Origin of the sequence: Hyphomicrobium sp. DY-1 (assembly GCF_047497105.1) — a bacterium.
Classification (GTDB): Bacteria; Pseudomonadota; Alphaproteobacteria; order Rhizobiales; family Hyphomicrobiaceae; genus Hyphomicrobium_B.
In genome coordinates, this window is the sequence record NZ_CP134870.1 from 1,653,194 (window position 1) to 1,677,834 (window position 24,641).

Genomic DNA, 24,641 nt, shown 5'->3' on the forward strand with positions numbered 1-24,641 from the left:
GGTTGTTATCCTCCTGTCCCGTAGCGCAGATCGTCGCTTCGAAGGGTATCGAACGAGCTGGTAAGCAAGGCGTCCACATCGAGAATGAGCGCGACGCGACCGTCTCCGAGAATGGTTGCCGCTGCGATTCCAGCGACCGTCCCGTAGTTCGTCTCAAGGCTTTTGATGACGACCTGGCGTTGATCCTGGATCGAATCGACTAGAAGAGCATTGCGCGTGCCGCCGTCGGTTTCGACCAGGATCGCGACACTGTTTTCGGGATCGGCCGGCGTATCGCGAAATCCGAGCTGGGTGCCAACGTCGATGAGAGGAACGAACGTGTTCCGGATCGACATCACCCGGCCGTCTTTGCCAAGTCCGTGAAGCTCGGCCTTCTTCGGCTTCAACGTCTCGACAATGGCGGTGAGCGGCACGACAAGCGTCTGACCGGCAACAGAGACGGCCATGCCGTCGAGGACCGCCAGCGTCAACGGCAAACTCATCGAGAAAGTCGAACCCTGTCCCGGCCGCGATGAAATGGCAATGCGCCCGCCGAGCGCAACGATCGACCGCTTGACCACGTCCATGCCGACACCACGACCGGAAATGCTCGATATGGTTGCGGCGGTCGAGAAGCCCGGCAGGAACAACAGATTGTCGATGTCGTTATCGGACAGTTGCACGTCAGGCGAGATCAAGCCCTTCTTGATTGCCGAGGCACGCACTTTCGGACGGTCGATACCGGCACCGTCGTCGGATATTTCGATCACGATCCGGCCCGAGCGATGCGCGGCGCTCAAGCGAATGGTTCCTTCAGGCGGCTTTCCCGCAGCAATGCGGGCTTCCGGCGTTTCAATGCCGTGATCCACCGCGTTGCGGATCATGTGCGTCAAAGGCTCGGCGAGTCGCTCGACAACCGTCTTGTCGACCTCAGTCGCTTCGCCCTCCGTCTTGAGGCGGACCTGCTTGCCCGTCGCATCCGCCACTTCGCGAACAATGCGCGACATGCGCTGGAACAGCGGCTTCACCGGCTGAGCGCGGATCGCCATTACGCTTTCCTGGATTTCGCGCGTCAGCTGCTCGAGCTCTTCAAGGCCGATGACGATCGATGACGATCCTGCGAGGTTCGCTTCGACGACGCGCTGCGACAGCATCGCCTGGTTGATCACCAGCTCGCCGACGAGATTAATCAGGCGATCGACGCGATCGAACTCGACTCGGATCGTGGTTTGCGCGGGAACGGCAGCCGCTTTTGGGGTTTCCATCGCCTGCGCGGCCTGCGGAGTGGGTTCAGGCGCGGCGACCGGCTCTGCAGGCGTGTCTGCTTGCAGTTCCAATTGCGGTACAGCGGCTTTGAATCCCGCGTCCGGTATTTCCGCGGCGGACGCCTCAGCTTCCGATGCGGATGAGCTTCCAAGCGCCTTAGCGAGCAGCGCAGCTATGTCGGCATCGGAAACGCCGGGCTGACCATCCGTCTCGATGTTGATTTCCGCTTCGCCGTCGACAAATTCGAAGACTTCGCGAACGGCCTCGATGGTTTCTTGCGATGAAAGTTTGATATCCCAGGCGAGATAGGCGCCTTCGGCCTCGATGGCTTCGAGGTCGGGAACGGCCGTTGCATCGCACGAAACTTCGATGCTGCCGAGACGCGACAATTCCCGTATGATGAGCGCCGCTTCGTTGGCATTGGCATAGAGCTCGGGGCGCGGCACAAACCGAATGCGATATTCGTGCAGCGGCGGAGCTTCCGGCTCCGTCGCAATGGCCGGCATCTCGAAATCTATAACCGACGGCTGGAAGTCTATGACTTCTTCAACGTCCTCTTCTTCGTTGGCGGCCGTCAGCGCTTTGACCTCGGCAGCGACTGCCGCATACGACGATTCGTCGATGTCTGTGCCGTCGCGCGAAGCTTCCACAAGATCGGCCAGGACGTCGGCGGCACGGAGCATCGGCTTCATCACATCCGCCGTCGGCGCCAGCTTACCACTGCGAACGTGATCGAGCGCCGTTTCGAACGTGTGTGCGAACTGCACGAGCGCAGTCAGCTTGAATGCGCCGGCACCGCCCTTGATCGAATGTACCGCCCGAAAGACGGCGTTGACTGTTTCTGAATCCGCATTGCCCTCGTCCATTGCGAGCAGGCCAGCCTCCATTTCGGAGAGTTGCTCCTCGCACTCCTGGAAGAAAGTCTGGCGGATAGCGGCCATCGTATCGACGGTCATTGCACTTCTCTTTTATTTTATGCCGCGACGCGCCGAATGGCTGCGATCAACTTCGTGGGTTCGAAGGGCTTGACGATCCAGCCCGTGGCACCGGCTTCCTTAGCGCGCAGCTTTTTGGCGGCATCGCTCTCGGTCGTCAGGACGAGAATCGGAACGCGGCGATAGCGGCTGTCCTTGCGGACGGCTTCTATCAATCCAAAACCGTCCATCTTCGGCATGTTGATATCCGTTACGATGACGTCAGGTGTCGCCGTCTGCAGGACTTCGAGACCGTGGACACCGTCTTCAGCCTGCAGGACGTTGTATCCCGCTTCGGCCAGCGCCATTCGCAACATGTCACGCATGGTTCGAGAGTCGTCGACGGTGAGTATTGTCTGTGTCATCCGGCCATTCCTTCGAGAAAGATCTGCTCGCGCGTCAGTCCGACAAGTGTGATCGTGTCGAGAAACTCGCTGCTGGGATTCGTTACCGCATAGCTATGCCCGTCAGCCTGCCAAGTCTGTGCAGCCGCGATCAAGATCTGGACCGCCTGCATACCCGTTCGGCGTACCTGCCCGGCATCGACGACCAACGGCGAACCGCGGCGTTCCAACAGCATGTTTCTCACCGATATCGCACACGCCGAATCGAGTGTTTCCGGCAGCACCAACGGCTCAGAAATCGTTGCTTCGGGAAGAACTGCGACCGAGGTTTCGGTCTCCTCGCTCAGCACCGCCTCTTGCGCCGCTTTCGCTGCCGGCGCTTTGCGCTGGCCGGTTTTAGCAGCCTTCGCGCGTGCCGGTTGTGCCCTCTTTCTTGCCATTAAAATTCCTCCCAGCCCGCATCAGCTGCTGCGGCTACACTGTGACGGCTGCCGCCACCGGCGGCGGCTTTCATTTTTGCGGCGGCCTGCGCAAGACGAGCAACCGGCTTTGGCTGCTGCTCGCGACGCGGCATCAATTCGACAACCGTGTCTGCACCCGTTCGGAAGCGGCTGACGAGACGCACCAGCTCTTCAGTCTGCTGGGCGAGCGTCTGCGTGGCTGCCGTTGCTTCCTCGACCATGGCGGCGTTCTGTTGGGTGACTTGATCCATCTCGTTGACGGCCGTGTTGACCTGTTCGAGGCCGTGCGCCTGCTCGTTGGCGCTTGCCGCGATTCCTGTGACGATCTCGTTAATTTCTCCGACCTGAGAAACGATGCGCGTCAGAGCCTGACCGGTTTCGCCGACCAATTGCACGCCCTGCGCGACCTGGCCGGTCGACGCGGAGATCAATCCCTTGATCTCCTTCGCAGCCTCGGCGGACCGTTGCGCCAGAGCGCGGACTTCCGAAGCAACGACAGCGAATCCGCGACCCGCATCACCTGCACGCGCCGCCTCGACGCCGGCGTTAAGCGCGAGAAGATTGGTTTGAAATGCGATCTCGTCGATGACGCCGATGATCTGGCTGATCTGCTTGGAGGACGTCTCGATACCGTTCATTGCAGCGATGGCTTTGCGAACGATCTCGCCGCTCTTTTCGGCATCCGACTTTGCGACAGAAACCGTATCGCGAGCATGCGTTGCACCTTGTGCCGTCTTGCCGACGGTATCGGTGATTTCCTTGACCGCAGCAGCCGTCTCTTCAAGGCTCGCCGCCTGGTTCTCGGTGCGACGAGACAAATCATCGGACGCTTGCGAAATTTCTTCGGTGCCGATTCTGATGCTGCCAGCGCCCTTTTTCACGAGTTCGATCGTGCTCTTGAGCTGTGAGGCTGCCGTATTGAAGTCTCGCTTCAGCTTTTCGAATTCCGGAGCGAATTCGGCATAGACCGTCGTTTCAAGATTCCCGTCCGCAAGCTCGGAGAGCGCCGTTCCAAGAGATGCGACGACGACGTTGATCTGGTTCTCAGCCTCGATCTTTCCAGATTGAGCCGCTTCAAGTTGACCCATCATCAGGTTCATCTGGTTGATGATGGCTTCGTACTCGCTGATGACATTCTCGGTAATGCGATGCGTGAAATCTCCGCTCGCAATACGTTCCGCTGCAGAGGTGAATGCTGCCATGAAGCGTTCGTGCTCACGGGCGTAGTGCTCACTCTGTTCCTGCTGTTCCTTGGCCGCCGAAACAATCGAATCCGTCATCGATTTGTTTTCCAGCAAGGCTTCCTTGAAGCGTGACAGGGCGCCAGCGATCTTGCCATTCTCATTTGTGTCAGCGAGATAAGGAATGCTTACGGTCAGGTCCTTGTGGCTCAGCTGCTCCATGGAGCGGACGAGATTGGAAAGCCGGAGTGACGTCCCTCTCGAAATGAGAGCAACTAGAACGATTGCGAGGATCGTTGCCGACACCAAAAGGCCGAGCGTCCAGTAGAGCGCGCTTGATTCAGCGTTCACGCGCCGCTGGGCAATCTGAAGGAAGGTCTCGCCGAGCGAACCCGCCACCGCTCCGATCATGTCGTTGGCATCGGAAAGAGAAGCTTGGAACGCGCCGCCCAGTGCCGTTCGCTGATAGTTCGCAGCTTTGATCTGCGCAGCGATGCCGTCAAGCTTCGCCACGAGCTGTGCAGGCTCATCCCCAATGGCGCGCTTGAGTTCACCCGTTGCATCCTCACCAAACAGTTTGCGCAACGAGGCCTTCAACTTGGCGTTGGTGCGTGACTGCACGGCATAATTCATCGCCAAATCAGTTTGATCGCCCGCGGTGGCCTGCGTCGAAAGCGTATCCTGCAATTCAACGATTGCCTGCTTCACGCCCGAGAGGCGCTGAATAAAGATATCCTGAGCATAAAAACCGTCGTCCGACGCGTCCGTCGCAAGGCCGGACGCATTTGCGATCTGATCCAAAAGCTCGAAGCCGTTGTGGGCCTGCTCGCTCACCGTCTTGGCATTTTCGAAAGCGCCAAGCGCCGATCCAACCCCAAGCGCTTTTGCTGCGCTTGCGAGCTCATCGCTCTCTCGGCCCGTCACCACTCCGTCCTTGCTGGTGGGCATCTTCGCCCAAACGGCCGACGCGAGTTTGGCACCCTCAATTTCGCGATCGACCGCGCCGATGTGCCGGAACGTATTATCTGCATAGAGATAAAGTTGAGCCAGCGACGGAATAAGAAAAACCGAAGCGATTAGCACAAGCCGACGGGGCATCGACCACTTGCTATTAATATACTCAACGACCATGGCGTGCTTCTCTCCTCGTATTTTTTCGTATTCGTTTTGAGATGGACCGGCTTTCGCCTTTGACGGTGGGAGGACGAATTTCGTTTTGGTGGGCGAACGACCGACTATGCGCGCGCGACTTCATTCGCCGCGATCCACGTGCGCGAGCGAGCGATGACGTTTCGGATATCCAAAGATGCGCAGCAACGACCGGCAAATGCCGGGCGCAATCGACCATTGCCCATGAAGGGTGTTCCTGCTCGAATAGGCCGGAACATGTCGGATCTAAACCGACACGGCTGCGCGGCGTCATGCCTTTGATTGCTTAATCAAGCTGCCGTGCGATAACCGTATTCGGCAATGCTATCGAATTCGTTTACGACGTAAATTTATTTCTCAGTAATTGAATAAATATCGAAATATCACCAAAGCTCTAATTCCGCCCCAATAAGGGACTTTTGTAGCACCCTCTTAACCTCGCGGCGCGGCACAATTTCTAATTCGCCAAACCTTGAATCATTTCAGGCAATTGCCGACTCGCGGCGCGCTATTTCTTAACCCATGACAATCGGCGCGGCGGCTTGATATAGCGCAGGCCGACGATGCCCGCGTCGACCCGAATAACACGGCATCGGACAACCAAATCGTCGCTCGGCACTTCGAAAAAAAATTCGCCGGTCAATAAATTCGGATTCGGCACTTTAATTTTGGCGCCGCCCTCCGAAAGATCGAGAATGGTGCCGTCAATACGTTGACCATCGTCAAGCACGACGGTACCCGGCTTAAAAACCGTGCGCCGACCGAATTGCCTCTGATCTTTTGGACGTTCTATCGCCAAGTTGCTGACCTATCTTCTGCGTGATTGACGCATTTGGTACACTTGCATCTACGCTCATACGATGGCGCCGGCGCGCCTCTGCAGCAAACGCACCTACTGTAGAGCCAGCCTTCTATCTGCCCCGGCGATTTGGGGGCTTTCGCGCACCAAAACACATATCCGCATACAGACGAGTTATGACTACCCTGATTCGCCCGAAAATCGGATAATCGGACCTTAAGAGATTTAAGACCAATTATGCGAATAGATGAGGTCTGTCAGTTTCAGAACTGGCAAAATGTAAAATAATGTGGACGTGACGCGCCGACGCATGGTCGGCATGATAGAATGGGAAAGTTGGGCCCGCTCGAAATCCGAACGCGAGGGATTTCGTTCAGTATTCGGCCAGAATGTAAACGGGCGGGATGATGCGGGGCTCAGCAGCTAAGGGCGTTACGGATTTCAAGCCCAGCGAACGTACGCAAACTGCTGCGGCTAAGAAAATGGCCCGCAAGGCAAAAACTACGGCCGCCCCTCCTAGCCTGCCAGGAAACGCCAAAACACTGGCGTCGGCGCTCGATCCTTTCGGCTGCGTATCGATCACAGACAATGAAGGTCGCATCATTCATGTGAATGACGCGTTCGTACGGATCAGCCGCTATGCGCGCGAAGCGCTCTTGGGGCAAAACCATTCAATCTTGAGTTCAGGCCATCATTCCCGCGCATTCTGGAACGCGGCTTATGAAGTTCTCAACCGCGGTGAAACTTGGCATTCACGCATTCAAAATCGAGCTAAGGACGGAACTCTCTATTGGGTCGACGCGACCATTCGGCCGCTCAAGGGCCGGAGCGGACGCGTCACGGGGTTTGTGTCGCTTCAGGTGGAGGCGTCTGCCCCCGTCGAAACCCACATCGCGCGGCCGAATAATGATGTGTTGCTGCAGGCTGTAGCTGAAAGCTTTCCTGGCGGTCTAACTATTTTCGATCGCGATCTGCACATGGTGCTGATCAACGAACGACAAAAGCAGCTTTTGGAATATCCGGACGCTCTCTTTAAACGCGGTCTTCCAACTCTTGAGGATCTTTATCACTTCAATGCCGAGCGCGGCGAATACGGGCCGGGAGAAACTGAGAAGCAAATCCGCTCTCGCTTCGATCTCACGACGAAAGGTGAGTCGCAAGTGTTCGAGCGGCGCCGGCCCAACGGCACATGCCTTGAAGTTCGCAGCACGCCGCTTACCGACGGCGGGTTTATCGTTGCCCACTTTGATATTACCGAACGCAAACGCGACCAGGAAACCATTGGGCGCCTTGAGCATCAGGACGCACTAACCGGACTACCCAATCGCACGCTGTTTCAAGAGCGCGTGCGTTCCGCACTTGCGCAAGCCAAGGGCGGCTGGGCGCTCGCCATTCATTGCCTCGATCTCGATCGCTTCAAGTCGATCAACGATACTCTCGGCCATCATGTCGGCGATGCGCTGCTGTTTGCAGTCGGAGAACGGTTAAAAAGCGAAGTCCGTGATACCGACACGGTCGCACGGATCAGCGGCGATGAGTTCGCCATTATTCAGATGGCGCCGCAATCCATCGAAGAAGTCGAATCGCTCGCAAAGCGCATCCTTTCGGCGTTTGCAGAGCCCTTCGAACTCGGGGACAATACACTTACCGTCGGTACAAGCATCGGGATCGCGGTCGGCCCGTCCGACGGGAACGATGCCGAGAAGCTACTGACGAATGCCGACATGGCGCTCTACCGGACCAAATCCGTGCGGCGCGGAAGCTTCGGCTTCTTCGAACATTCGATGCATGAGCGCCTGCAGAAGCGTCACCAGATCATCATGGGACTGCATGAGGCGATTGCGAACAGCAAATTCGAACTTCACTACCAGCCGATCGTAAACGTCAAGACGCGGCGCATCGTCGGTTGCGAAGCTCTGATACGCTGGTCGCATCCGGTCCGCGGAATTATTCCTGCGTCCGAGTTCATCCCGATTGCGGAGGAATGCGGGCTTATCGGCCAAATTGGCGACTGGGTTTTGAAGCGCGCATGTGCGGAGGCGAGCCTCTGGCCCGATGACATCTGGGTTGCCGTCAATATCTCCCCGGCTCAGTTTCGCGAGCCAGACCTTGTCGAGAAAGTCACCAACGCTGCAAAGAATATACCGCTGTCCCGTGTGATCCTGGAGATTACTGAAACGCTCCTCATGAAGGACCGTGACGCGGCTTCCGCGACGCTTGAAACGCTTCGGAAGATGGGGGTTCGCTTTTCGATCGACGACTTCGGTACAGGATTTTCTTCGCTGAGCTATTTACAGGACTTTCCGTTCGACAAAATCAAAATCGACCGGTCGTTCGTGTCGGCGGTCGCGAACATCAAGCGGTCAGCGACACTTCGCAGATCAATCATTCAGCTCGGATATAATCTTGGAATGACGAGCGTCGCAGAGGGCGTCGAGACTGAGCAGCAGCTTGAGCGACTGCGAGCAGAGGGCTGCGTCGAGGCGCAGGGCTTTCTTTTCTCGCGGGCCGTGCCTGCGGCGAAGCTCAGGACGCTGTTCGCCAATCCGCTTTAAGAACGCTGTAATCCGTCAGTGTCTAAGCGAAGCTCTTTCAACCGACTTACTCGTCGACGACAACACGATTACGTCCTGCCGCTTTCGCTTCGTACAATTTGGAATCTGCGCGATCAAGGAAATCGTCGTATTCTTCGCCTTGCCGCAATTCGGCGATGCCGAACGATGCCGTCACCTTCCCGATTGGCTGCCCCGTGCGATGATGCATCCATTTCTTAGACTCGAGCTCACCGCGCATTTGCTCGCCGAGATTTCTGGCGCCCGCGAGCCGCGTTTGAGGCAGAACGACGATGAATTCTTCACCACCATACCGAGCCGCCGTGTCTCTGCCCTTGATATTCTTGGAGAGGAGTTCCGCGAAGCGCCGCAGGATCTCGTCGCCGACTGCATGGCCGAACGTGTCATTGATGCGTTTGAAGTGATCGACATCGGCCATGATGATGCTGAGCGGTTCCTTGGCGTGCGCCGCCGCTTCCACTTCTTTGGGAAGATGAACATCCAGCCAGTGCCTGTTTTTCAGTGATGTCACCGCGTCCAGCATGCCTAATCGATGGCTGTCACTCAGACTGACGCGCAGCTTATCAATTTGCACCTGCGACTGCTGAAGCCGGTTGTTAAGCTCGTTGACCTCGGTCTGCACCTTTTTGTTTTCGCTGATGAGGTACTGGATGATCGCCCGGATACCATCTGGCGACGTCGAAGAAACGAGACCATCAGCGGCTTTCGTCAACGATTCCGAATGAGATCCGCTCAAATCCAGATGCTGCTTCAAGAGGCGCATCACGGACGACATTTCGTCGTCGAGTTCTTTGCCGACTTTTTCGAGCCGATCCGAGAGGCCCTCGTCCGCCTCTCGTTGCGTAGGCCTGCGATCGATGAACTTCCAGGCGCCCCAAGCGAAGCTCATACAGCAGGCCGTGACTAGTCCGAAAAGAAGCGCCAGTCCGAAAGGATGGGCTCCAAGACGAACGATACGACCTCTTGCATCGACCTCGGCTATTTGCCAGGAAACATCGGACCAGCTCAGAAGCGATGCTAAATCGCCATCAGAGCGCATCGAAATGTTCCACACGAGAAACGTGCAAGCGATGGCCGCAAGGCTTGCCAACATGAAAGCCGCGGACGACGGTAGCTGCCGGAGTGCAAATGTGCTCATGCTTCGTGCTCGGCTCGAATTGACGGAACTCGCAACCCAATCGGACGTGTTTCCTGCGGCAAAGACGCGGCGACGCTCAATGAAGAGTGGAACTTCCCGGCAATGAAGCCGACGGCACTAAAGTCGTAGCTATGATTAGGCTGCGTACTTATTCAAATAAATGCCGCCAGCATCCCGACCACGAGTCGGCTACTGGCGCAATGCTCTTTTTGCGCATTTTCGAAATAGTCTGTTTATATTACCATTTACGCAACGTGATAGATCAGAAAACGCTATTTAAAACCCATGGCAATTCGCATGAATATCTGTTCGGTGAATACTTTCAGCAAACTTCCGCTGTAGCTTCCCGTCAGCAGAAGGATGACAAATCCGGCAATTATCTTAGGCACGAACGTCAGCGTCATTTCTTGGATTTGCGTGAGCGCTTGAACAAATGCGACGCCTACGCCGATAACCATTGCGGAACCCACAACTGGGCCAGCGAGCACAATCGTCAGCCAGATAGCCTGTTGAACGAGCTGAAGTGCATCACCTTCTGTCATGATGATATGGGATATCCTATCGATACGCCTGCGGTGATCGGGACTTGAGTTCCGTCGGTCAGGATCGCAGTCGAGCCTGAGGAGTCGATACGGACCGACTGAACCACGCCTTGCGTGCCATCCGTTCCCGTTATGACCAGCCCGATCATCGTGCTCGCCTGGGAAATATTGGAATTCACCAGAAGCTGGTCGAGCTTCGAATTCGCGTTGATGCTCTGCTCGACATTCGAGAATTCGGCAATCTGCGACATGAATTCGTTCGTATCGGTCGGATTGAGCGGATCCTGATTCTGCAATTGTGCGACCATCAACTGAAGAAAATCATTATAATCGAGCGTCGTTGAGGACTGACTGCTCGAAGACGTCTGCGTACCCGACGTACCGCCGGTGGCTGGAACCGTGGTCATGCGACCTCCTTGCTGCGTTCTTCCGAGGCGTTTGCCGCGACCTCTAACGGAAGCAGCGTTCTCACTTTCTTCAAAGCATCGAACGGCCGGTCGCCATCCAGCATGTCGCCGGCCTCCTTGAGACCGACAAGAATCTTGGGATCGCGGATGCTGGCTGAGAGGTTCGATACCGATTCCCTCGCCATCGTCCGCGCTTTCATGTAGAGCGCCGGATCCATGAGCATCATTTGAATCATGAAATACAATTGCCGCAGAGGCGTCGTTGTATCTTCCGGCTTCATCACGTGCTGTTCGAGCAGGAAGACGACGTCGTTCATGAGCTCAAGGCTGACCTTGCGATCAACGCGCAGAACGCCGCCGTTGATGAAGATGCGTTCACCGGCTCTCAGGGTAATTTTCAGGCCGCCAGCCATCAAAGACCTTCCGCGATGACATTTGATACGTCGATAAGGCCCGCGAAATTCCGCGACCTGCCGTTGCTGATCGCCTCGGCTTCTTTGAGCATCCAGATCCCTATTGAGATCAACTTGGCTCGCACCTCGTCTGGCAACCCATTTTCGGGTTTCGCGAGATCTTCAAGAAAGAAGCTCCAAAGCCTGTTTAAGAAGATGATCGCGTCTACGGCTTCGCGCGACTGCGGTCCCGCCTTCTCTGCCGTCTTCAACAGGGCCACAGATTGCTCCAGGGCGAGGCGCTCGTTCTCGCGCTGCCGATTTCCGGACTCGCTCAATGTTTCTTCATATGAGAACTTATACATCTTTCGCCTTCCGCAATCCGCCCTTGGATGCCGTCGTTAGTTATTCAGGTAATCGAGGATACTGAGATTGTTGAGCTGGCTCGTCAGCGAATACGCAGCCTGAAGCGCCGTCGAAATCTGCGACAACTGTGTCGTGACTGCTGCTGGATCGATCTGTTCCAAATTGTCGATCGACTTCGTTAGAAAATCGACTTGCGAGTCGATCTGACTGTTGGCGTCAGTAACGCGCTGTTGCGTGACGCCCAGGGCCGACTGAACTTGCGTGAGACCGCCCGTCACGTCTCCGGTGAGGTCGCGAGCCTTCGAGATGATCACCTGCTGCGTACCGCTGTTCAGGTTTGCAAAGCCGAGGCCGGAAATCATTGCGAAAGCTTCGCCCAACGACCGGAATGTGCCGTTGTCGGCTGTCACTGACGTATCGATGATTTGGTTCCGAGAGATTCGGCTGCTCACCGGTTTATCCGATGCGGCCGACCAGGTGCTCGACCAGTTTGCATCCGAGAACAGATTGGCGAACTCATTGTTGAGAAAGTCGCTCATATCATTGGGCGAAATACTGGAGACGTTGGGGTCATCCGGACTCATGCCGAACTTGGCGGTAAAGGCGGCGGTGATCGCCTGCGCTCCAGCCGATGGCGGCGTTCCAAAAAAGTCTTCCATGGGCTGGACGTCGGAATTGATGCCCGCGAACAGATACTGGCCGTCGAGCGAGGCGTTGAGCTGATCCTGCAGCGTTTGCATCCCGGCCTTCGCCGATTGGATCAACGTATCCTGGGACGTGGCGGCCGTTTGCGCCGTGATCAGACTCGAGAGAAAATTGGACGTGCTCTTCGCCAGCGTATCAAGCGCTGATTGCGACGCGCTGAGACGGTTGAGCACAAGATTGTTTGAACCTTGGATGGCCTGGATCTGATCCATGTCCTGGCGCATCGAGATGCTAACACCTGTCGTCGCACCCAGGGTTACCCCCACGTCTGCGTGCCTGCCCGTCGCAAGCTCTTTTTGGGCGTCGACGAGCTGCTGCTGGTACTTGGCTATCGATCTGAGCGTTTCATTGGAGATCGAAGCGGAAGAGATGAATGACGAGGAAATCATGAATGTCAGCTCGCTGCCTGTAAGAGCGTCGAGATCATATTGTCGACGGTGCTGATGAGACGGGACGAGGCTTGAAACGTTCGCTCTAGCGAGAGCAAATTGGTCATTTCCTCGTCGAGGTTCACACCGGTGGCCTGCGACAACGAGGTGGCGGCGCGATCAGCAATCGTTTGGCGCGATTCCGCCTCGTTACTTGACGATTGACGTAGCGCTTCGAGCCACGAGACCGACGACTTGGCGAAATCGAGCATCGAGCCCGTCGAATGAATCTGGGTCGAGGAATCGAAGGCTTGGGTGGAACCGAGATTCGTTATCAGCTGCTGGATGCGGTCCGTATAAGATGCGCCGCCGTCGCTGTTGTAGGTGTAGCTCGCGCCGGCAATACCGCCATCACGAATGAGCTCGGCGTTTCCGCCCTGGGTCGGATCAACGCTTGCGTTGATCTTGATCGAGCCTGCTAGACCTGGAACGATACTTGTCGGCACTGATGAGGAGCCGCCGTCGGTAAACAATCCGGCTGCATCGGGCAAACCACTTCCAGATTGATCGCTTTCGGCAAAGGTCGAGATCAGACCGCGGGCCATTTCATCGAGTTGGCTTTGATACGTCGGGGCGATGCTGTCGCGGACTTCAACGAGACCGGCAAGCTTGCCGGAGCTGATCGACATCATGTGCGGCGTGCCTGCAATCGGCACACCATCAGCATAAACCGGCGATCCGACGGAGTTCGCGGACAGATTCGCAGATTGCTGAAAGGTCACCGACCTCGCCGTTTTGTCGAACAGAGTGACGCCGCTGTCCGTGTAGATGGCCATATCGCCATTGTCGCGCGTGGCCGTCCGAATTCCTATTTCATTCGACAGTTGCTTCAATACTGCATCGCGCGCGTCCAAGACGTCCGTGACGTCCCTGCCGCTACCCGAGGCCGACACAACCTGCTGGTTGAGTGTTTGGAACTGCGAAAGAAGGCTGTTGATGTTGCCGACCGATGTCGCGATGTCGGAATCGGCCTGATTTCTAACGTCAGTGACTGCCTGTGTAGCTTCGTTGAGAGACGTCACCAGCTCTTGTGCGGCGGTTACGACTGTTGCCCCGACCGCGCTATTCTGAGGAGTAGCAGAATAGTTCTGAAGTGCCGTGTTGAGCTTCGACATCAAGGCGGCGGGCGACGTATCAGAGTCCGTGTCGCCCACCGTATTCTGCAACTGATCCAAGGCCGAATTGACGGCCGATTGCGTTTGGCTGCTTGCGTTTGCGTCGAGGTACGTGTCGAGAAGCAGCTTGTTGGCTGTTCTCGTCACGCCCGCGATGCTGACGCCGCCGCCCGGCCCGCTGACGACGTTCGCGACTTTTCTGCTTGCGTCCGTATTGTTTACGCGCGCGATGTTCTGTGAGACGACAGAAATCTGCTCGGAAACCGTCGAAATGCTTGAAAGCGCATTACTCGTGCTCTGCGTAAGCGACATCAGCTGGGCCTTTATTTCCTATGTTTTCCGTCACCGAACGAGGTTGACGAGTACGTCCAGGAGTTCGGTGCCGGTCTGAAACACTTTCGAGTTTGCCGTGTAGTTGCGTTGAGCCTGGACCATCGTCGTCAGCTCGGAAGCAAGATCGACGGTGCTGCTTTCCAATGCGCCCGAGATGATTTTGCCACGACCGCTCTCGTTAGCGGTGCCGAGCTGCAAATCTCCGGACTCCTTGTTCGTGGCGTAGACGTTTCCAGAGATCGCCGTGAGATTGTCCGGGCTCGCGACGGTCGCCAATGGAATCTTGAATGCGTCGACGCGTGAACCGTCCTTGTAGACTGCCGTCACGATGCCTTCGTCGCTGATCTCAAGACGGTCAACAGCAGACGGAGGACTGCCATTCGCGCTCGGTGCTTCGGCACCGGTCTGGGGCGAATAGCTCGCGGCCAGCTGGGTCATCTTGCTGATATCGAGCGAAAATGTTGAGCCATTGGGGATGTTGACGCTCAGCGCTTGCGGGCTTGTCGAGGTCAACGCGCCTGTCGTGCCGTCGAACGTCACGTTCGTCGTCGCCAACTGCGAGCCCGCTGCGTAGGGGAAGCCACCGTTGGTCGCGCCGGCCGCATTGTATACGGTTATCTGCCAGGTGTTGTCGGCCGTTTTTGCGGAATAGACGTCGAGCGTCACTTGATGACCGAGGTTATCGTAAGTGACAATCGAGGTCTTGCCGGCATATTCCGCCGTCGCAGCGTTCGCCGCCGGGAGGTTGGCCGCGGCAGTAATGTCCGCGTCAGCAGGGAGGTTTACGCCGAACTTGCCGCTTGTCGAAGGCGTTGCCTTCAGGCCAAGGCTGCTCGTGCTCACAACCTGAAGACCGGCGGCACTGTTTACGACGGAACTCGAGCTGCCGTCCAAAAGGTTGTAGCCGAGCAGCTTGAACCCTGCAGCGTTCACCAGATCGCCATTGGAGTCCGGAACGAAATTGCCTGCACGCGTCAAGAAGGGCGTTCCAGAATCGCTTTCCACCATAAAGAATCCGTTGCCGCTGACCGCGAGGTCGGTCGGCGACTTGGTGTAGGTGAAGTCTCCCTGCTGGGAGACCGCCCGACGAGCGATGGTCGAAACGGAACCCGGCACGTACTCTGCGACGCTGCCTTCCGCGATGAGCGTTGCGAATTCCGTTGATGCGCCTTTGTAACCAGTGGTGTTGATATTTGCGATGTTGTCCGCAACCGTACCCATACGGTCAGACTGGACAGACATGCCCGAGACGCTGGTAGTCATTACTCCGTAAAGACCCATCGACATTCTCCTCGTCGCGAATGATGCTCGGCGCAATTGAAGCATCTGGGCCTTGCGTGAGACTGGTTTGCGCTGCTTCCGCGGGCTGTGCAGCATCATCGCTGGCAAGGTCTTTCAAGCGGTAGCCAAGGAAACGCTGGGAATCGATCGGATCGTGACCAAGTCTCTGCTTCAGCCGCTTGCGCAGGCGGCTAATGTGGCTTTCGATGACGTTCTCATGAATTTCGTCATTGAAGATGCCGTACACGCGATTGAAGATCTGGGTCTTCGTAATGCGGGTGTTGCGGCTCAGCACGAGACACTCGAGGATCCGCCGCTCACGACGCGGCAGGGGCAGCACTTCTCCGTTCACGATCGGATCGCGACCGTCGAAGAAAATCCGGATGCCACCAACATCTACACATTCGTCGACGATCTGCATCCGGCGACGAATGGCGCCGCTGCGTGCCAAGACTTCGCGGACGTGAAAGGGCTTCGCGAGGACATCATCAAACCCGAGCGAGAAAAGCTCGAGCGTTTCACTCAGCGCTCGCGCTTCGATCAGCCCCATGAGCGGCGCGCGGCTGCGTGCTCTGATCCTTGCGGATATCTGGCGCCGGTTTGCCACGGCACCAATCAAAAAGCCCTCGATAACCGCGATATCGGCATCATTGATGAGTTCGAACCACTCCGAGAACTCGTTTGGATCAACTGAAGTTGCCGCTACTCCTTCGCGTTCAAAGCACGCAACGTATCCCCCCGCGACCGTCAAACGGTCGTCAAGCACAACGAACATGATGCCCCCCAAGCCCCGCAAATCATTGGCACAGAAGGAAATACAGTGATTCACGTGACTTATTAACAATTATTTCATTATTGCGTGGGTCGGAAATGCCACGCCAAATCATAAGTCCGCGCCCGCTCCTTGCGTCTGCATCTGTTCTTCTAGTCGTCGCTGTGACTGAGGCTGCGAAGGTGGAAGATGGAACGCGCTCGCCTTTTTGCCGATCGTTGGGAAATCGATAAATTTGAATTTATTTCCAAACGATTGCGTAAACCAAAGACTTCTTAATTCAGGCGTTTCTCCGGAATAGAAAGATCCGCTTGCGAATTAATGGCTATATGCTGCGTGTTTGCGCGTCCTGACGCGCGGATTTAAAGTTTGGGTGCGTAAATGAATAAGACCACGTTTGAAAAGTTCATGAGCAGCTTTCAGACCGAGGTCCTGGTTCCGGAAAGCATCGAGGCCGACGACGAGCGGCGCGACGGCATCCGGCACATAGCTCGCCAGCACGTCGCTTTAAACTTTCGCGGTATCCGGCTCATCTGCGACCTCGTCGACTTATCGGAATCCGGAGCAAAAATTAGCGTCGGGGACGGAATCGTCCCGAACGTCGGTGACAGAATCGCGCTGACGCTCTTCGATGGCACGATGCTCGATGGCACAGTGACTTGGCTACGCGACAAACACCTTGGCTTAGAGTTTCTCTATCCGATTCCTAACGTCGATGAACGACTCGACTTTGAAAATCTCGGTCGGGAATTTTTCGGCAGAGCCGTAACGCTGCAAAAGTCGACTCGACGGCCGTGATTGGCGGGACGTGACCCGTCAGCGTACTGCAAGCTGCGTTTCGTAACGTTCCGCGATCCGGCATTTCGCTCCGAACCGCGGTCCGATGACATCACGGGAACCCCTTCCGTCCGATTTTGAATCGATCATTGACAGCTTGTTCGGTCGTGACGATCGGCCAGCCGGTATATCACGCCCCAATCGTCTTTCCATCGATGGTTTAGAGGCCGCGTGGGCCTTGGCTGCTGCTTCTCGCGGCGGTGTGGGAAATTCTCAAGTCCCTCCGAAACACCCCTACGCCTTCGATGAGCAAAGCAGCATCAGCGCAGATCCGTTGCTCGATCCGAATAAAATTTTAATTGAGCTTGGACTCGACGCTAATTTTTCCGAAGCTGACATCGCGACACTGCGGCGAGAATTTGCACTTAGAAATCATCCGGATCGTGTGCAGTCCGAGCTCAGGGAGCTTGCGACACAGCGCATGATGATCGCCAATGATCTCATGGATCGCTACGTTGCCCGGTTGAAAAAGAGTGAACGCTGAGCCTCGCGAACTTATCTAAAATGCGAGATTGTTCTTTCGCGATGTTCCCACGAATGTCGGGTAATGTCTCATCGTAGCCGGCCCTCGACCGGCAGAGAATGCGATGGGGTTAAAGATGGACGACGTGAGCGCCGACCTTAAGATGTTGCAGTTGCGTATGGCCGGCATGGGTGCACAGCTCGACGGGAATTGGTCAAAAATACTCGAAACGCAACGCCATCTCGATCGCGACACCGACGAATGCGCCTACTGGCATGCCGGCTATCATCAGGCGCTTGCGGACGTCATCAGTCTGCTATCGGCGAGCCAGGCTAACGACGACATTTCGGACACATCCAATCTGTTCCGCGCGGTCGGCTAGGGTGCAGGATGTTTCCGTTCGGCATGAACTTGTGAAATATCTCGCATTCTTTTTCGAAGGCCTGACGCTCATCCGCGAAATGGCGGAACTTGAATTGTGTTGCGGTTCCGATATGGGTTTTCAATTTTGATTTGAGGTCCTCGCCGGCGCTTCCGACGTATGTAATCGCGAAGCGTCCAAGATGATCGACGAAGCCAAGCGCATACGTACCCGGACAACGATCGACCAGTTCTTCCTCGATGGCATCAGACGCGAGTGGAAATGGACCACGTAGCCCAGTTCCTGCCAATTCCTGCTGCTGCATCATTTAATGAGTCCTAGATATAGACTGCGTTGCCGGACCTGACACCGGCAACTTCAGCCGGCGCCGGCTGCTGAGTGGATTCTCTGGGGCGGCGTTGGGCCTGATCGGACGGCGATCCATCACGTCTTTGCATCTCGCCATCTTGCCGGCCCATGAAGCCCGAACGCGATGGATCTCCATCACGGGACGGGGAGCCGTTCGTCTGCCATCCGTTCGAATTCATGGTGCTGCTGGCGGAAGTATCCGTAATCTTCATGCTTGAGATGTCGTAGCCTGCATCTTTTAAGCCGCGTTCGAGATTTGGCCGATCGTCGTTGAGAAGCTTGGCTGTCGACGCCTTCGATGCTTCTGCTTCGATCGACAATGAATTCGAACTGAGACTCAGACGGAGCCTGACCGAACCAAGATCCGCCGGCGACAACGTTAGATCGAGCGTGCGCAGAACGGGCGTTGTGGTTGCCCGCGTCGGCACGTCGACGGATGATGTTGCTGCGCTGGCGTCGGTCGCAGTCGATGCCAAGCTCGTGATTACGCCGTCGCGAACCTGATTGCTGACGTTAGCCGCGTTGGCGTTGGACGTTTTGCTGGTTGCAAAAATCTGGTCGAGGGACGACGCAGCATCCGGCTTTTCCGTCTTCTTGGCCGCCTCTGAAGCTATTTCCGTATGCGACTGCGATTGCGTATCGCTCTTATTTCCGCTGTCGTTGTTAAGCGATGCATTTGCATTCTGATCGGTATTTGCCGCTGCGATTGTCGGCTGCGCTACGGACTGCGACGCGTCGCCCGATAAGTTGACGTCCGGCTTCTGTTCCTTTGCCGTGGTGACCGAAGCAACTGTCTGAGCCAGAACGGCGGCCGCGGATGGAGCAGCCTTATCCGTGTTCATAGCCGAGAGCTGCGACGCGACGCTCGTCATGGCGTCGGAATTAAAGTTCCAATGCGTCTCCCGTCGATTGATCGCAACCGGCACAAGCTCGTTCGTATCTTGCGGAATGGCGTCGTGGTCGACGGCGACATTAACAGTCCCATCGTCGGTTTTTAGGTCGCCGGAATTTCCGAAGATTCTGTTTTTTGCATCCATGAGAGCGAGAATGCTTCTCTGCTGCATCAACGCTGCTGACCGGACCGGAGCCTGAGACGCATCGGTGTTGGTTGTCACGGAATCGGTATTCGTCGCTGGCGTTTGATCCGGTGTCAGGTGTGCCGACATGAGATCCGGAGATGTTCCTGCTCCGTTGGTTGATTTCGAGACGGCGTCTTTCGCTTGATCCTGGCCGACGCTGTCGAAAGCATCCTCGAACGAGCTATCGTCGTCATCCGATTTTCCCTTGCCGTGCTTTCGCTGCGACGTCTTTCGCGTTTTATCGACATGGGTCGCAGCATCGCCATCATCGTGCGGCGCGCTCTGGGTCGCGCCTTCCGACTTGGGATCGTTCTCATCCGTCTGCTTGAGGTGACCGCGATATCCGTTCGATGCTTTTCCCGATACGGATTGCAGGAGAGCTTCGGCTCCGCCAGATGCGGCGCTTCCAACTGCTGCCGTCATTTCCCACTCCTAGTAATCATTGAATCTGCTTCTTTTAAAATCTCGTCGGCTTTACTCAGCGCCGTCATTGCATTCTTTTCACCCGGAGCCTGCGCCACAGCTTGCGGAGCGGTCTTTCTGACAGCAGTCGGCGCGACGTCTGTTCCGGTTACTGTTTTGGCGATAAATCCCGCCACTTCCCGGATCTCAGCGTCGTCCTCCGAAAGCCGATCGACAGTGATCTGATCCAGCGCCTTCATAGCATTTACCGCATCGTTCGAAGGCGCTTCGGCTGCGGCCATGTAGAGGCGCGCACGTTCCTTATTCTCTGGTGATGCGTTCGGTGTTGCGAGAACTTTAGCAGCAGCGGCCTTCGCAAGCTTTAGCCGTCCCTGTAGCAAACCCTCACCGGCAAGATCGATGAACAGCTCGGACGCTGGCTGCATGTCGTCGTCATCGAAGGTTGCAGCGAGGCGATCGATGCTTTCCTGATTATCGAATTCCCCGTGCTTGGCGGCTGCTTCCGCAAATTCTCGAAAGAGCTTCCAGGCATAAATCGACTTGCCGAATTCCTGCACATAGCTTGTCGTCAGCATCAGCGCCCGGATCGTATCGCCAGCATCGAGTAATACAGGAATTTCGCGCCGCGCCGACGCCTCGTCGATCGCGGTATGGGGACACGCCAGACGCGCATCATCGAGCAGGCGGATCGCGGTTGCGTGATCATCTTCAAGATAGAGCGACGCCTTGGCCAGCGCGAACGGCCCAACGAGGCTGACGTCGAGTGAACGGGGATCTATATCTTCAAAAAGATCGCGCGCCTTTTTAGGCTGACCCTCGGCAAAGCTCATGATGCCCGCAGCCAAATTCTGATCCGCGACGCTCAAAGAATTCTGCTTGATCAGTGGTTGCAAGACGCGCGCATCACCACCACTCAGAACATAGAGCAGACTCGTACGGACGTTGACGTAATCGTCCCACGCCTCTGGGCTGAAACTCTTTACTTCGCGCGCGATGTCGATCAGCAGACGCTGTTGCTCCGCAAGCGCAGCACGATCGCCGCGAATGATCTTGTCCTGAACCGCGCCCAACTCTTCCAGAAGACGCAGCGTATGGCGACGAACCTGAGCTTTTTCGCTCGCATCCTCTGAATAGATTGGAACGCCGTGCTCGGCCGCGATAACCTCGTCGTTTTGACCGAAAAAAAATGCGGGCTTGAAATACGCCAACGAGCCCGCGGCGAGGCCCGCGAGCACAACGAACGACGCTGCAGCAATCAGCGCGATCCGCTTCATTTCTTATTCTCTTTAATGAGGATATCGATGCGGCGGTTGGCGGCCGCGAGAGTGTCGTCCGGCACTTTCGGGTCGCGATCCGCACGGCCTTCGATGGCGACGACGCGAGATTCGTCGACGCCGCCACGCAGAAGCATGTAATAGGCCATTTGGGCGCGAGCAGCGGAAAGGCGCCAGTTGTCATAGACCCGGCTCTTGTACGGACGCGAATCCGTATGGCCGCGAAGGATGATATCCCCCTTCTTGCTGCTCAAGACACGACCGATTTGCTCCATGACAAGGACTAGTTCCGAGCGCGGCTTTGCCGAACCGACCTCAAACATGCCGAAGTTGGCATCGTCCGTCAGACTGATGAGTAATCCTTCGGGCGTCGCTTTCACGTCGATCATCGGCAGTTCGCGGGAAATGTCCGCGACGGCTTTGCCAATCTGATCCCGCAGGGCTTTCGCGTCCTGATCTTTGTCGTGATCCTTGTCGTGCGTCTTATCTTCTTTCTTTGCCTGATCCAACGTTGCAGGAGTTTGCTTTGTGATTGTGTCCTGCTGCTTCGGCTTATCGCCGACATCATCCATCGATGCGCGCGCGGAGAGCTGCTGCTTTGGGTCCTGCGTAACCGGTTTTACGTTTTCTGCGGGCAGGGCGCGCGCCACGTTGGACGGGTGCTCCGGCACGATCGGCGCGGCTTGGGGCGCAGGCTTCAACCTGACATCTGACTTTCCGGCCTTACGATTGATGCGATCGAACGGATCGTCAATATTGCCGTCTGATGGGCTAGCCGCCGTCGTAGACTGACTTGCGCGTGCCTCGTCCGCGAGTTTTTCAAGCAAGTTGCCAGGATTGTCGAAGAGCGCCATCTCGCGAAGCTCTTCTGCGCTCTTGCCCCCCGATCCGACACTCGATTCGTGCGAGGCGTCGTCTTTGGCGTCACCGCTGTTTTCTTTGCTGTCGCGATCGGCCTGCCGTTTCGAGGCGTCGTCGACGACCTGCTTTTCGAATCCGCGCTTACTTTTCTCGTCCGAGTGTTTCGACTGCGTCTCGACGAGATCTTCAATGCCTTTCGGCGCCGCATAACGATCGGTCAAACGCATCGGATTGAAGTAGGCGGCGACCTGCACGATGGTTTTTTTGTCGGCTGCATTGATCAACCACATGACGAGAAAAAACGCCATCATGGCCGTCATGAAATCGGCATATGCGATCTTCCAGACGCCGCCGTGATGCGGTTCTTCCGTATTGCGCCGGCGACGAACAATGACGAGAGGTTGCGATGATACGTCTTCGCGGCCGTCGCTCATGGTACTAGCGCCTCAAGCTCGGCGATCCACGCCGCAATGTTGACTTCGATTTCGGTGTTTTCTATGTGAGCGCGAACATCTGCACTCGGACTTTCCGAATATCCGATCTGAAATCCGGCCGTCGGCAGCCGTTCGTTAAGATGCTGGATAATTTCGGCCGGGCCTTCAATGTGGATCTTTGCGCCTTCCACCAAGCCACGCAAAATCGCCCTTTCGAGATCCTGCAACGCGCGATCCTGTAGACGCCCGATGAGCCAGGGCCGCAGCAGCGTCGCGACCCGCTCAGCGATGTTTTTCTCAATCAGACCCGACGCACTTTCCAAACGCGCAACAAGCTGCTCAGCGAAATCGCGCTGCCAGCGGTCTTTTTCCTGCGCGAGCTCGTTCGCGTGATGAATCTTGGCTTCGGCGAGACGATGCTCTGCATCGGCCTCGGCTTCCGCACGGCCTTCTGCGTAGCCCTGCCGATGGCCATCCTCGAACGCGGCTTTCAGCTGCGCTTCATGGTCCGGCTCTTCGACGTCAGGGGTGACGCGACCGAAATCCCTGAGCAGGGAGAACGCCGAACTGTGAGGCCGAGCCGTCATCCGTTCTTAACCCAATGCTTCATGATCGCAGTCGCTTGCTCTTCATCGCGATCAATAATCGCGCTGAGCTTCTCGACCGGACCGAGTGCCAGCGAGCGTCCGAACGCCAGTCCGCTGCCAAAGTCTCCCGAGCCGCCGCCCATGCCATCGAATGGATTGGCGCCCGGTTCAAGCAACGGCGACGCCATTTCGGGCATGTCGATGGGAGCTGCGCCCGTGCCCGTAATCGAAGCGAGCGGCGCCTCGATTGCAACGTTATCGGCGCTTTCAATCGCGGGCCTATCGCTTGAGAGCAGGGTCCGCATCACGGGCCGGAAGCCAGCCATCACGACAATTGCCGCAACCAGCAGGATCGTCAGCGATCGGATGCCGGTTCCCGCCAGGCCCATCAACAGCGAAGCCCATGCCGTTCCCGACGATCCGTCTCCTTCAAACGGAGACGGCGCGAAATCGACGGCAGCGACACTGATGCGATCACCGCGCTTGGTGTCTATGCCGGCTGCGGAAAGGGCGATCTTCTCAATTTCAGCGACCTGCTTATCGACGTCTTCGGGCTTTGCGTCTTTACCCATCGCATCCATCAGTCGCTTTTTGTTGACGACGACGGCAACCGAGATGTTCGCGATCTTGTAGCCTTCGCTCGTCGAGGAGGCCGTCGACGAACTGATCTCGTAGTTGGTCGTTTCCTCCTTGCGATCCTGATTGCGTTTGTTCTGGTCTTTGTGGCTCGTTTGTTCGTTCGGAATGTTTTCCTGGACGCTGACGTTGTTCTTGCCGGCGCTGTCCTGCGAACTCTGAGCTTCCTTGATGTATCGCGTTGATCGCTCGACCTTGCTGTCGGGATCGAACTTCGTCTCGTTCGTCTGCAGCTTATCGATATTCAAGCGGGCGATGGCACTGACTTCGAAGTTGTCCAGACCGAGATAGGGCGACAACGTGCGGCGAACGCTATCCTGAATCTGTTTTGAGACCGTGTGCTCGAGTTCGAGCATCTGTACCGGCGCGTCGCCGCTGGCGAGACCATTCCCAGAGCCTCCAAGAATCGAGCCATCGGTGCCGATAACCTGGACTTCGTTCGGCGTCATTTCCGGGATCGCCGAGGCAACCAGATGCTTGATGGCCGGCGCTGCAGTGGCATCTCCCGCAACATCCGTGCGAATGACGACAGACGCCGACGGCGCTTCTTTCTTGACCTGAAGCGCATTCTGATTCGGCATGAAGATGTGAACACGCGCAGCTCTCACACCCTTCAAGTATTGGATCGTTCGCGACAGCTCGCCCTCAAGGGCGCGCACGCGCGTGACTTCTTGCATGAACGACGTGAGTCCGAGGGCACCGAGCTTATCAAACAGCTCATAACCCGCTGTTTGGCTGCCGGGCAGCCCCTTTTCCGCGAGCAAAGCGCGAGCTTGTGCCGTCTGTCCGACCGGAACGCTCAATTTCGTCCCGTCCATGCTGCTTTCAAATGGGATGCCGGCCTCGGTCAGCTCCGTGCCCATGCGGCTGATGTCAGGAGGCGTCAGGCCGACATAAAGCGTCTCGTAGCTTGAGCGCGACGCGAAGTAACTGCCTATGGTAATCAGTCCGAAGACGAGCGCGCCGGCGATGCCAAGCGCCATAAGGCGCCTGCGGCCGAGACCCAGCAGACTGCGATAAAGGTTCTCTAATTGACGCCAATCCATCTCTCGACCTTGCCGGCAAAGTTTCCGGTCAACGGTAGGGACGGAACCTTGTGCAAAGGTGACGGG

At 56.7% G+C, this 24,641-nt stretch carries 22 protein-coding genes and 1 pseudogene; 4 read left to right on the plus strand and 19 right to left on the minus strand.

The features are described 5' to 3' along the window. Positions 1–5: 5 nt before the first annotated feature. From RLW41_RS07805 to RLW41_RS07825, 5 genes are all read right to left on the minus strand, one after another. Entirely contained in the window at positions 6–2,201 is a 2,196-nt protein-coding gene (locus RLW41_RS07805) for a chemotaxis protein CheA (RefSeq protein ID WP_414464130.1), read from the minus strand. Between the two features lie 17 nt (positions 2,202–2,218). Beyond that, positions 2,219–2,584 (minus strand): response regulator, encoded by a 366-nt coding sequence (locus RLW41_RS07810; protein WP_024276535.1) that lies wholly within the window; start codon positions 2,582–2,584, stop codon positions 2,219–2,221. Further along, positions 2,581–3,003: an STAS domain-containing protein gene (locus RLW41_RS07815; protein ID WP_414464131.1), complete on the minus strand. Its 423-nt coding sequence runs from the start codon at positions 3,001–3,003 to the stop codon at positions 2,581–2,583. Before RLW41_RS07815 ends, RLW41_RS07810 begins: the two co-directional genes overlap by 4 nt. Then, entirely contained in the window at positions 3,003–5,336 is a 2,334-nt protein-coding gene (locus tag RLW41_RS07820; protein ID WP_414464132.1) for a methyl-accepting chemotaxis protein, read from the minus strand. Before RLW41_RS07820 ends, RLW41_RS07815 begins: the two co-directional genes overlap by 1 nt. A 526-nt stretch (positions 5,337–5,862) precedes the next feature. Continuing rightward, a complete protein-coding gene (locus tag RLW41_RS07825; RefSeq protein ID WP_414464133.1) occupies positions 5,863–6,153 on the minus strand; it encodes a PilZ domain-containing protein in 291 nt (96 codons plus the stop codon). A 404-nt stretch (positions 6,154–6,557) separates the two neighbouring features. On the opposite strand from RLW41_RS07825, the gene RLW41_RS07830 reads away from it, so the two are divergent. Further along, positions 6,558–8,708: a putative bifunctional diguanylate cyclase/phosphodiesterase gene (locus RLW41_RS07830; RefSeq protein WP_414464134.1), complete on the plus strand. Its 2,151-nt coding sequence runs from the start codon at positions 6,558–6,560 to the stop codon at positions 8,706–8,708. Between the two features lie 46 nt (positions 8,709–8,754). Here RLW41_RS07830 and RLW41_RS07835 read toward each other — a convergent pair whose 3' ends face one another. The 9 genes and pseudogenes from RLW41_RS07835 to RLW41_RS07875 form a co-directional block, all read right to left on the minus strand. After that, positions 8,755–9,864, minus strand: a complete 1,110-nt coding sequence (locus tag RLW41_RS07835; RefSeq protein ID WP_414464135.1) for a diguanylate cyclase — start codon at positions 9,862–9,864, stop codon at positions 8,755–8,757. 272 nt (positions 9,865–10,136) lie between these two features. Beyond that, positions 10,137–10,406 carry a flagellar biosynthesis protein FliQ gene (gene fliQ, locus RLW41_RS07840; RefSeq protein ID WP_409561315.1) on the minus strand — a complete coding sequence of 90 codons (270 nt, stop codon included), beginning with the start codon at positions 10,404–10,406 and terminating at the stop codon, positions 10,137–10,139. Next, on the minus strand, positions 10,403–10,813 hold the full coding sequence (flgD, locus tag RLW41_RS07845; protein ID WP_409561316.1) for a flagellar hook assembly protein FlgD: 411 nt from the start codon (positions 10,811–10,813) through the stop codon (positions 10,403–10,405). Before flgD ends, fliQ begins: the two co-directional genes overlap by 4 nt. Continuing rightward, positions 10,810–11,226, minus strand: coding sequence for a flagellar biosynthesis repressor FlbT (gene flbT, locus RLW41_RS07850; RefSeq protein ID WP_409561317.1), 417 nt, complete (start codon positions 11,224–11,226; stop codon positions 10,810–10,812). The genes flgD and flbT overlap by 4 nt, the downstream gene beginning before the upstream one ends. After that, on the minus strand, positions 11,226–11,570 hold the full coding sequence (flaF, locus tag RLW41_RS07855; RefSeq protein ID WP_409561318.1) for a flagellar biosynthesis regulator FlaF: 345 nt from the start codon (positions 11,568–11,570) through the stop codon (positions 11,226–11,228). Before flaF ends, flbT begins: the two co-directional genes overlap by 1 nt. 36 nt (positions 11,571–11,606) lie before the next feature. After that, a complete protein-coding gene (locus RLW41_RS07860) occupies positions 11,607–12,665 on the minus strand; it encodes a flagellar hook-associated family protein (protein WP_409561319.1) in 1,059 nt (352 codons plus the stop codon). A 5-nt stretch (positions 12,666–12,670) separates the two neighbouring features. After that, complete coding sequence (gene flgK, locus RLW41_RS07865) at positions 12,671–14,131, minus strand: flagellar hook-associated protein FlgK (protein WP_409561320.1); 1,461 nt, start codon at positions 14,129–14,131, stop codon at positions 12,671–12,673. A gap of 30 nt (positions 14,132–14,161) precedes the next feature. Further along, positions 14,162–15,433 carry a flagellar hook protein FlgE gene (locus RLW41_RS07870; RefSeq protein WP_409561321.1) on the minus strand — a complete coding sequence of 424 codons (1,272 nt, stop codon included), beginning with the start codon at positions 15,431–15,433 and terminating at the stop codon, positions 14,162–14,164. A gap of 121 nt (positions 15,434–15,554) precedes the next feature. Continuing rightward, positions 15,555–16,208, minus strand: a pseudogene (locus RLW41_RS07875) (response regulator transcription factor); the annotation flags it as partial. A 378-nt stretch (positions 16,209–16,586) separates the two neighbouring features. On the opposite strand from RLW41_RS07875, the gene RLW41_RS07880 reads away from it, so the two are divergent. The 3 genes from RLW41_RS07880 (at position 16,587) to RLW41_RS07890 (ending at position 17,887) form a co-directional block, all read left to right on the plus strand. Beyond that, complete coding sequence (locus RLW41_RS07880; protein WP_414464136.1) at positions 16,587–17,003, plus strand: PilZ domain-containing protein; 417 nt, start codon at positions 16,587–16,589, stop codon at positions 17,001–17,003. An 85-nt stretch (positions 17,004–17,088) separates the two neighbouring features. Further along, complete coding sequence (locus tag RLW41_RS07885; protein WP_414464137.1) at positions 17,089–17,526, plus strand: molecular chaperone DnaJ; 438 nt, start codon at positions 17,089–17,091, stop codon at positions 17,524–17,526. 115 nt (positions 17,527–17,641) lie between these two features. After that, positions 17,642–17,887: a hypothetical protein gene (locus RLW41_RS07890; RefSeq protein ID WP_414464138.1), complete on the plus strand. Its 246-nt coding sequence runs from the start codon at positions 17,642–17,644 to the stop codon at positions 17,885–17,887. A 317-nt stretch (positions 17,888–18,204) separates the two neighbouring features. Here RLW41_RS07890 and RLW41_RS07895 read toward each other — a convergent pair whose 3' ends face one another. Genes RLW41_RS07895 through fliF form a run of 5 tightly spaced genes read right to left on the minus strand, consistent with a single transcriptional unit; the run spans position 18,205 to position 24,575 of the window. Continuing rightward, positions 18,205–19,737, minus strand: coding sequence for a flagellar hook-length control protein FliK (locus RLW41_RS07895; protein WP_414464139.1), 1,533 nt, complete (start codon positions 19,735–19,737; stop codon positions 18,205–18,207). Further along, on the minus strand, positions 19,734–21,011 hold the full coding sequence (locus tag RLW41_RS07900) for a hypothetical protein (RefSeq protein WP_414464140.1): 1,278 nt from the start codon (positions 21,009–21,011) through the stop codon (positions 19,734–19,736). Before RLW41_RS07900 ends, RLW41_RS07895 begins: the two co-directional genes overlap by 4 nt. Beyond that, positions 21,008–22,306: a MotB family protein gene (locus RLW41_RS07905; protein ID WP_409561327.1), complete on the minus strand. Its 1,299-nt coding sequence runs from the start codon at positions 22,304–22,306 to the stop codon at positions 21,008–21,010. Before RLW41_RS07905 ends, RLW41_RS07900 begins: the two co-directional genes overlap by 4 nt. Beyond that, positions 22,303–22,893: a hypothetical protein gene (locus RLW41_RS07910; protein WP_414464141.1), complete on the minus strand. Its 591-nt coding sequence runs from the start codon at positions 22,891–22,893 to the stop codon at positions 22,303–22,305. Before RLW41_RS07910 ends, RLW41_RS07905 begins: the two co-directional genes overlap by 4 nt. Then, positions 22,890–24,575, minus strand: a complete 1,686-nt coding sequence (fliF, locus tag RLW41_RS07915; RefSeq protein ID WP_409561329.1) for a flagellar basal-body MS-ring/collar protein FliF — start codon at positions 24,573–24,575, stop codon at positions 22,890–22,892. Before fliF ends, RLW41_RS07910 begins: the two co-directional genes overlap by 4 nt. Between the last annotated feature and the right edge of the window lie 66 nt (positions 24,576–24,641).

Coding starts and splice junctions, on each gene's coding strand:
- RLW41_RS07805 (WP_414464130.1), bottom strand. CDS start 2,201: ATGACCGTCGATACGATGGCCGCTATCCGCCAGACTTTCTTCCAGGAG.
- RLW41_RS07810 (WP_024276535.1), bottom strand. CDS start 2,584: ATGACACAGACAATACTCACCGTCGACGACTCTCGAACCATGCGTGAC.
- RLW41_RS07815 (WP_414464131.1), bottom strand. CDS start 3,003: ATGGCAAGAAAGAGGGCACAACCGGCACGCGCGAAGGCTGCTAAAACC.
- RLW41_RS07820 (WP_414464132.1), bottom strand. CDS start 5,336: ATGGTCGTTGAGTATATTAATAGCAAGTGGTCGATGCCCCGTCGGCTT.
- RLW41_RS07830 (WP_414464134.1), top strand. CDS start 6,558: ATGATGCGGGGCTCAGCAGCTAAGGGCGTTACGGATTTCAAGCCCAGC.
- RLW41_RS07835 (WP_414464135.1), bottom strand. CDS start 9,864: ATGAGCACATTTGCACTCCGGCAGCTACCGTCGTCCGCGGCTTTCATG.
- fliQ (WP_409561315.1), bottom strand. CDS start 10,406: ATGACAGAAGGTGATGCACTTCAGCTCGTTCAACAGGCTATCTGGCTG.
- flgD (WP_409561316.1), bottom strand. CDS start 10,813: ATGACCACGGTTCCAGCCACCGGCGGTACGTCGGGTACGCAGACGTCT.
- flbT (WP_409561317.1), bottom strand. CDS start 11,226: ATGGCTGGCGGCCTGAAAATTACCCTGAGAGCCGGTGAACGCATCTTC.
- flaF (WP_409561318.1), bottom strand. CDS start 11,570: ATGTATAAGTTCTCATATGAAGAAACATTGAGCGAGTCCGGAAATCGG.
- RLW41_RS07860 (WP_409561319.1), bottom strand. CDS start 12,665: ATGATTTCCTCGTCATTCATCTCTTCCGCTTCGATCTCCAATGAAACG.
- flgK (WP_409561320.1), bottom strand. CDS start 14,131: ATGTCGCTTACGCAGAGCACGAGTAATGCGCTTTCAAGCATTTCGACG.
- RLW41_RS07870 (WP_409561321.1), bottom strand. CDS start 15,433: ATGGGTCTTTACGGAGTAATGACTACCAGCGTCTCGGGCATGTCTGTC.
- RLW41_RS07880 (WP_414464136.1), top strand. CDS start 16,587: ATGAATAAGACCACGTTTGAAAAGTTCATGAGCAGCTTTCAGACCGAG.
- RLW41_RS07885 (WP_414464137.1), top strand. CDS start 17,089: ATGACATCACGGGAACCCCTTCCGTCCGATTTTGAATCGATCATTGAC.
- RLW41_RS07890 (WP_414464138.1), top strand. CDS start 17,642: ATGGACGACGTGAGCGCCGACCTTAAGATGTTGCAGTTGCGTATGGCC.
- RLW41_RS07895 (WP_414464139.1), bottom strand. CDS start 19,737: ATGACGGCAGCAGTTGGAAGCGCCGCATCTGGCGGAGCCGAAGCTCTC.
- RLW41_RS07900 (WP_414464140.1), bottom strand. CDS start 21,011: ATGAAGCGGATCGCGCTGATTGCTGCAGCGTCGTTCGTTGTGCTCGCG.
- RLW41_RS07905 (WP_409561327.1), bottom strand. CDS start 22,306: ATGAGCGACGGCCGCGAAGACGTATCATCGCAACCTCTCGTCATTGTT.
- RLW41_RS07910 (WP_414464141.1), bottom strand. CDS start 22,893: ATGACGGCTCGGCCTCACAGTTCGGCGTTCTCCCTGCTCAGGGATTTC.
- fliF (WP_409561329.1), bottom strand. CDS start 24,575: ATGGATTGGCGTCAATTAGAGAACCTTTATCGCAGTCTGCTGGGTCTC.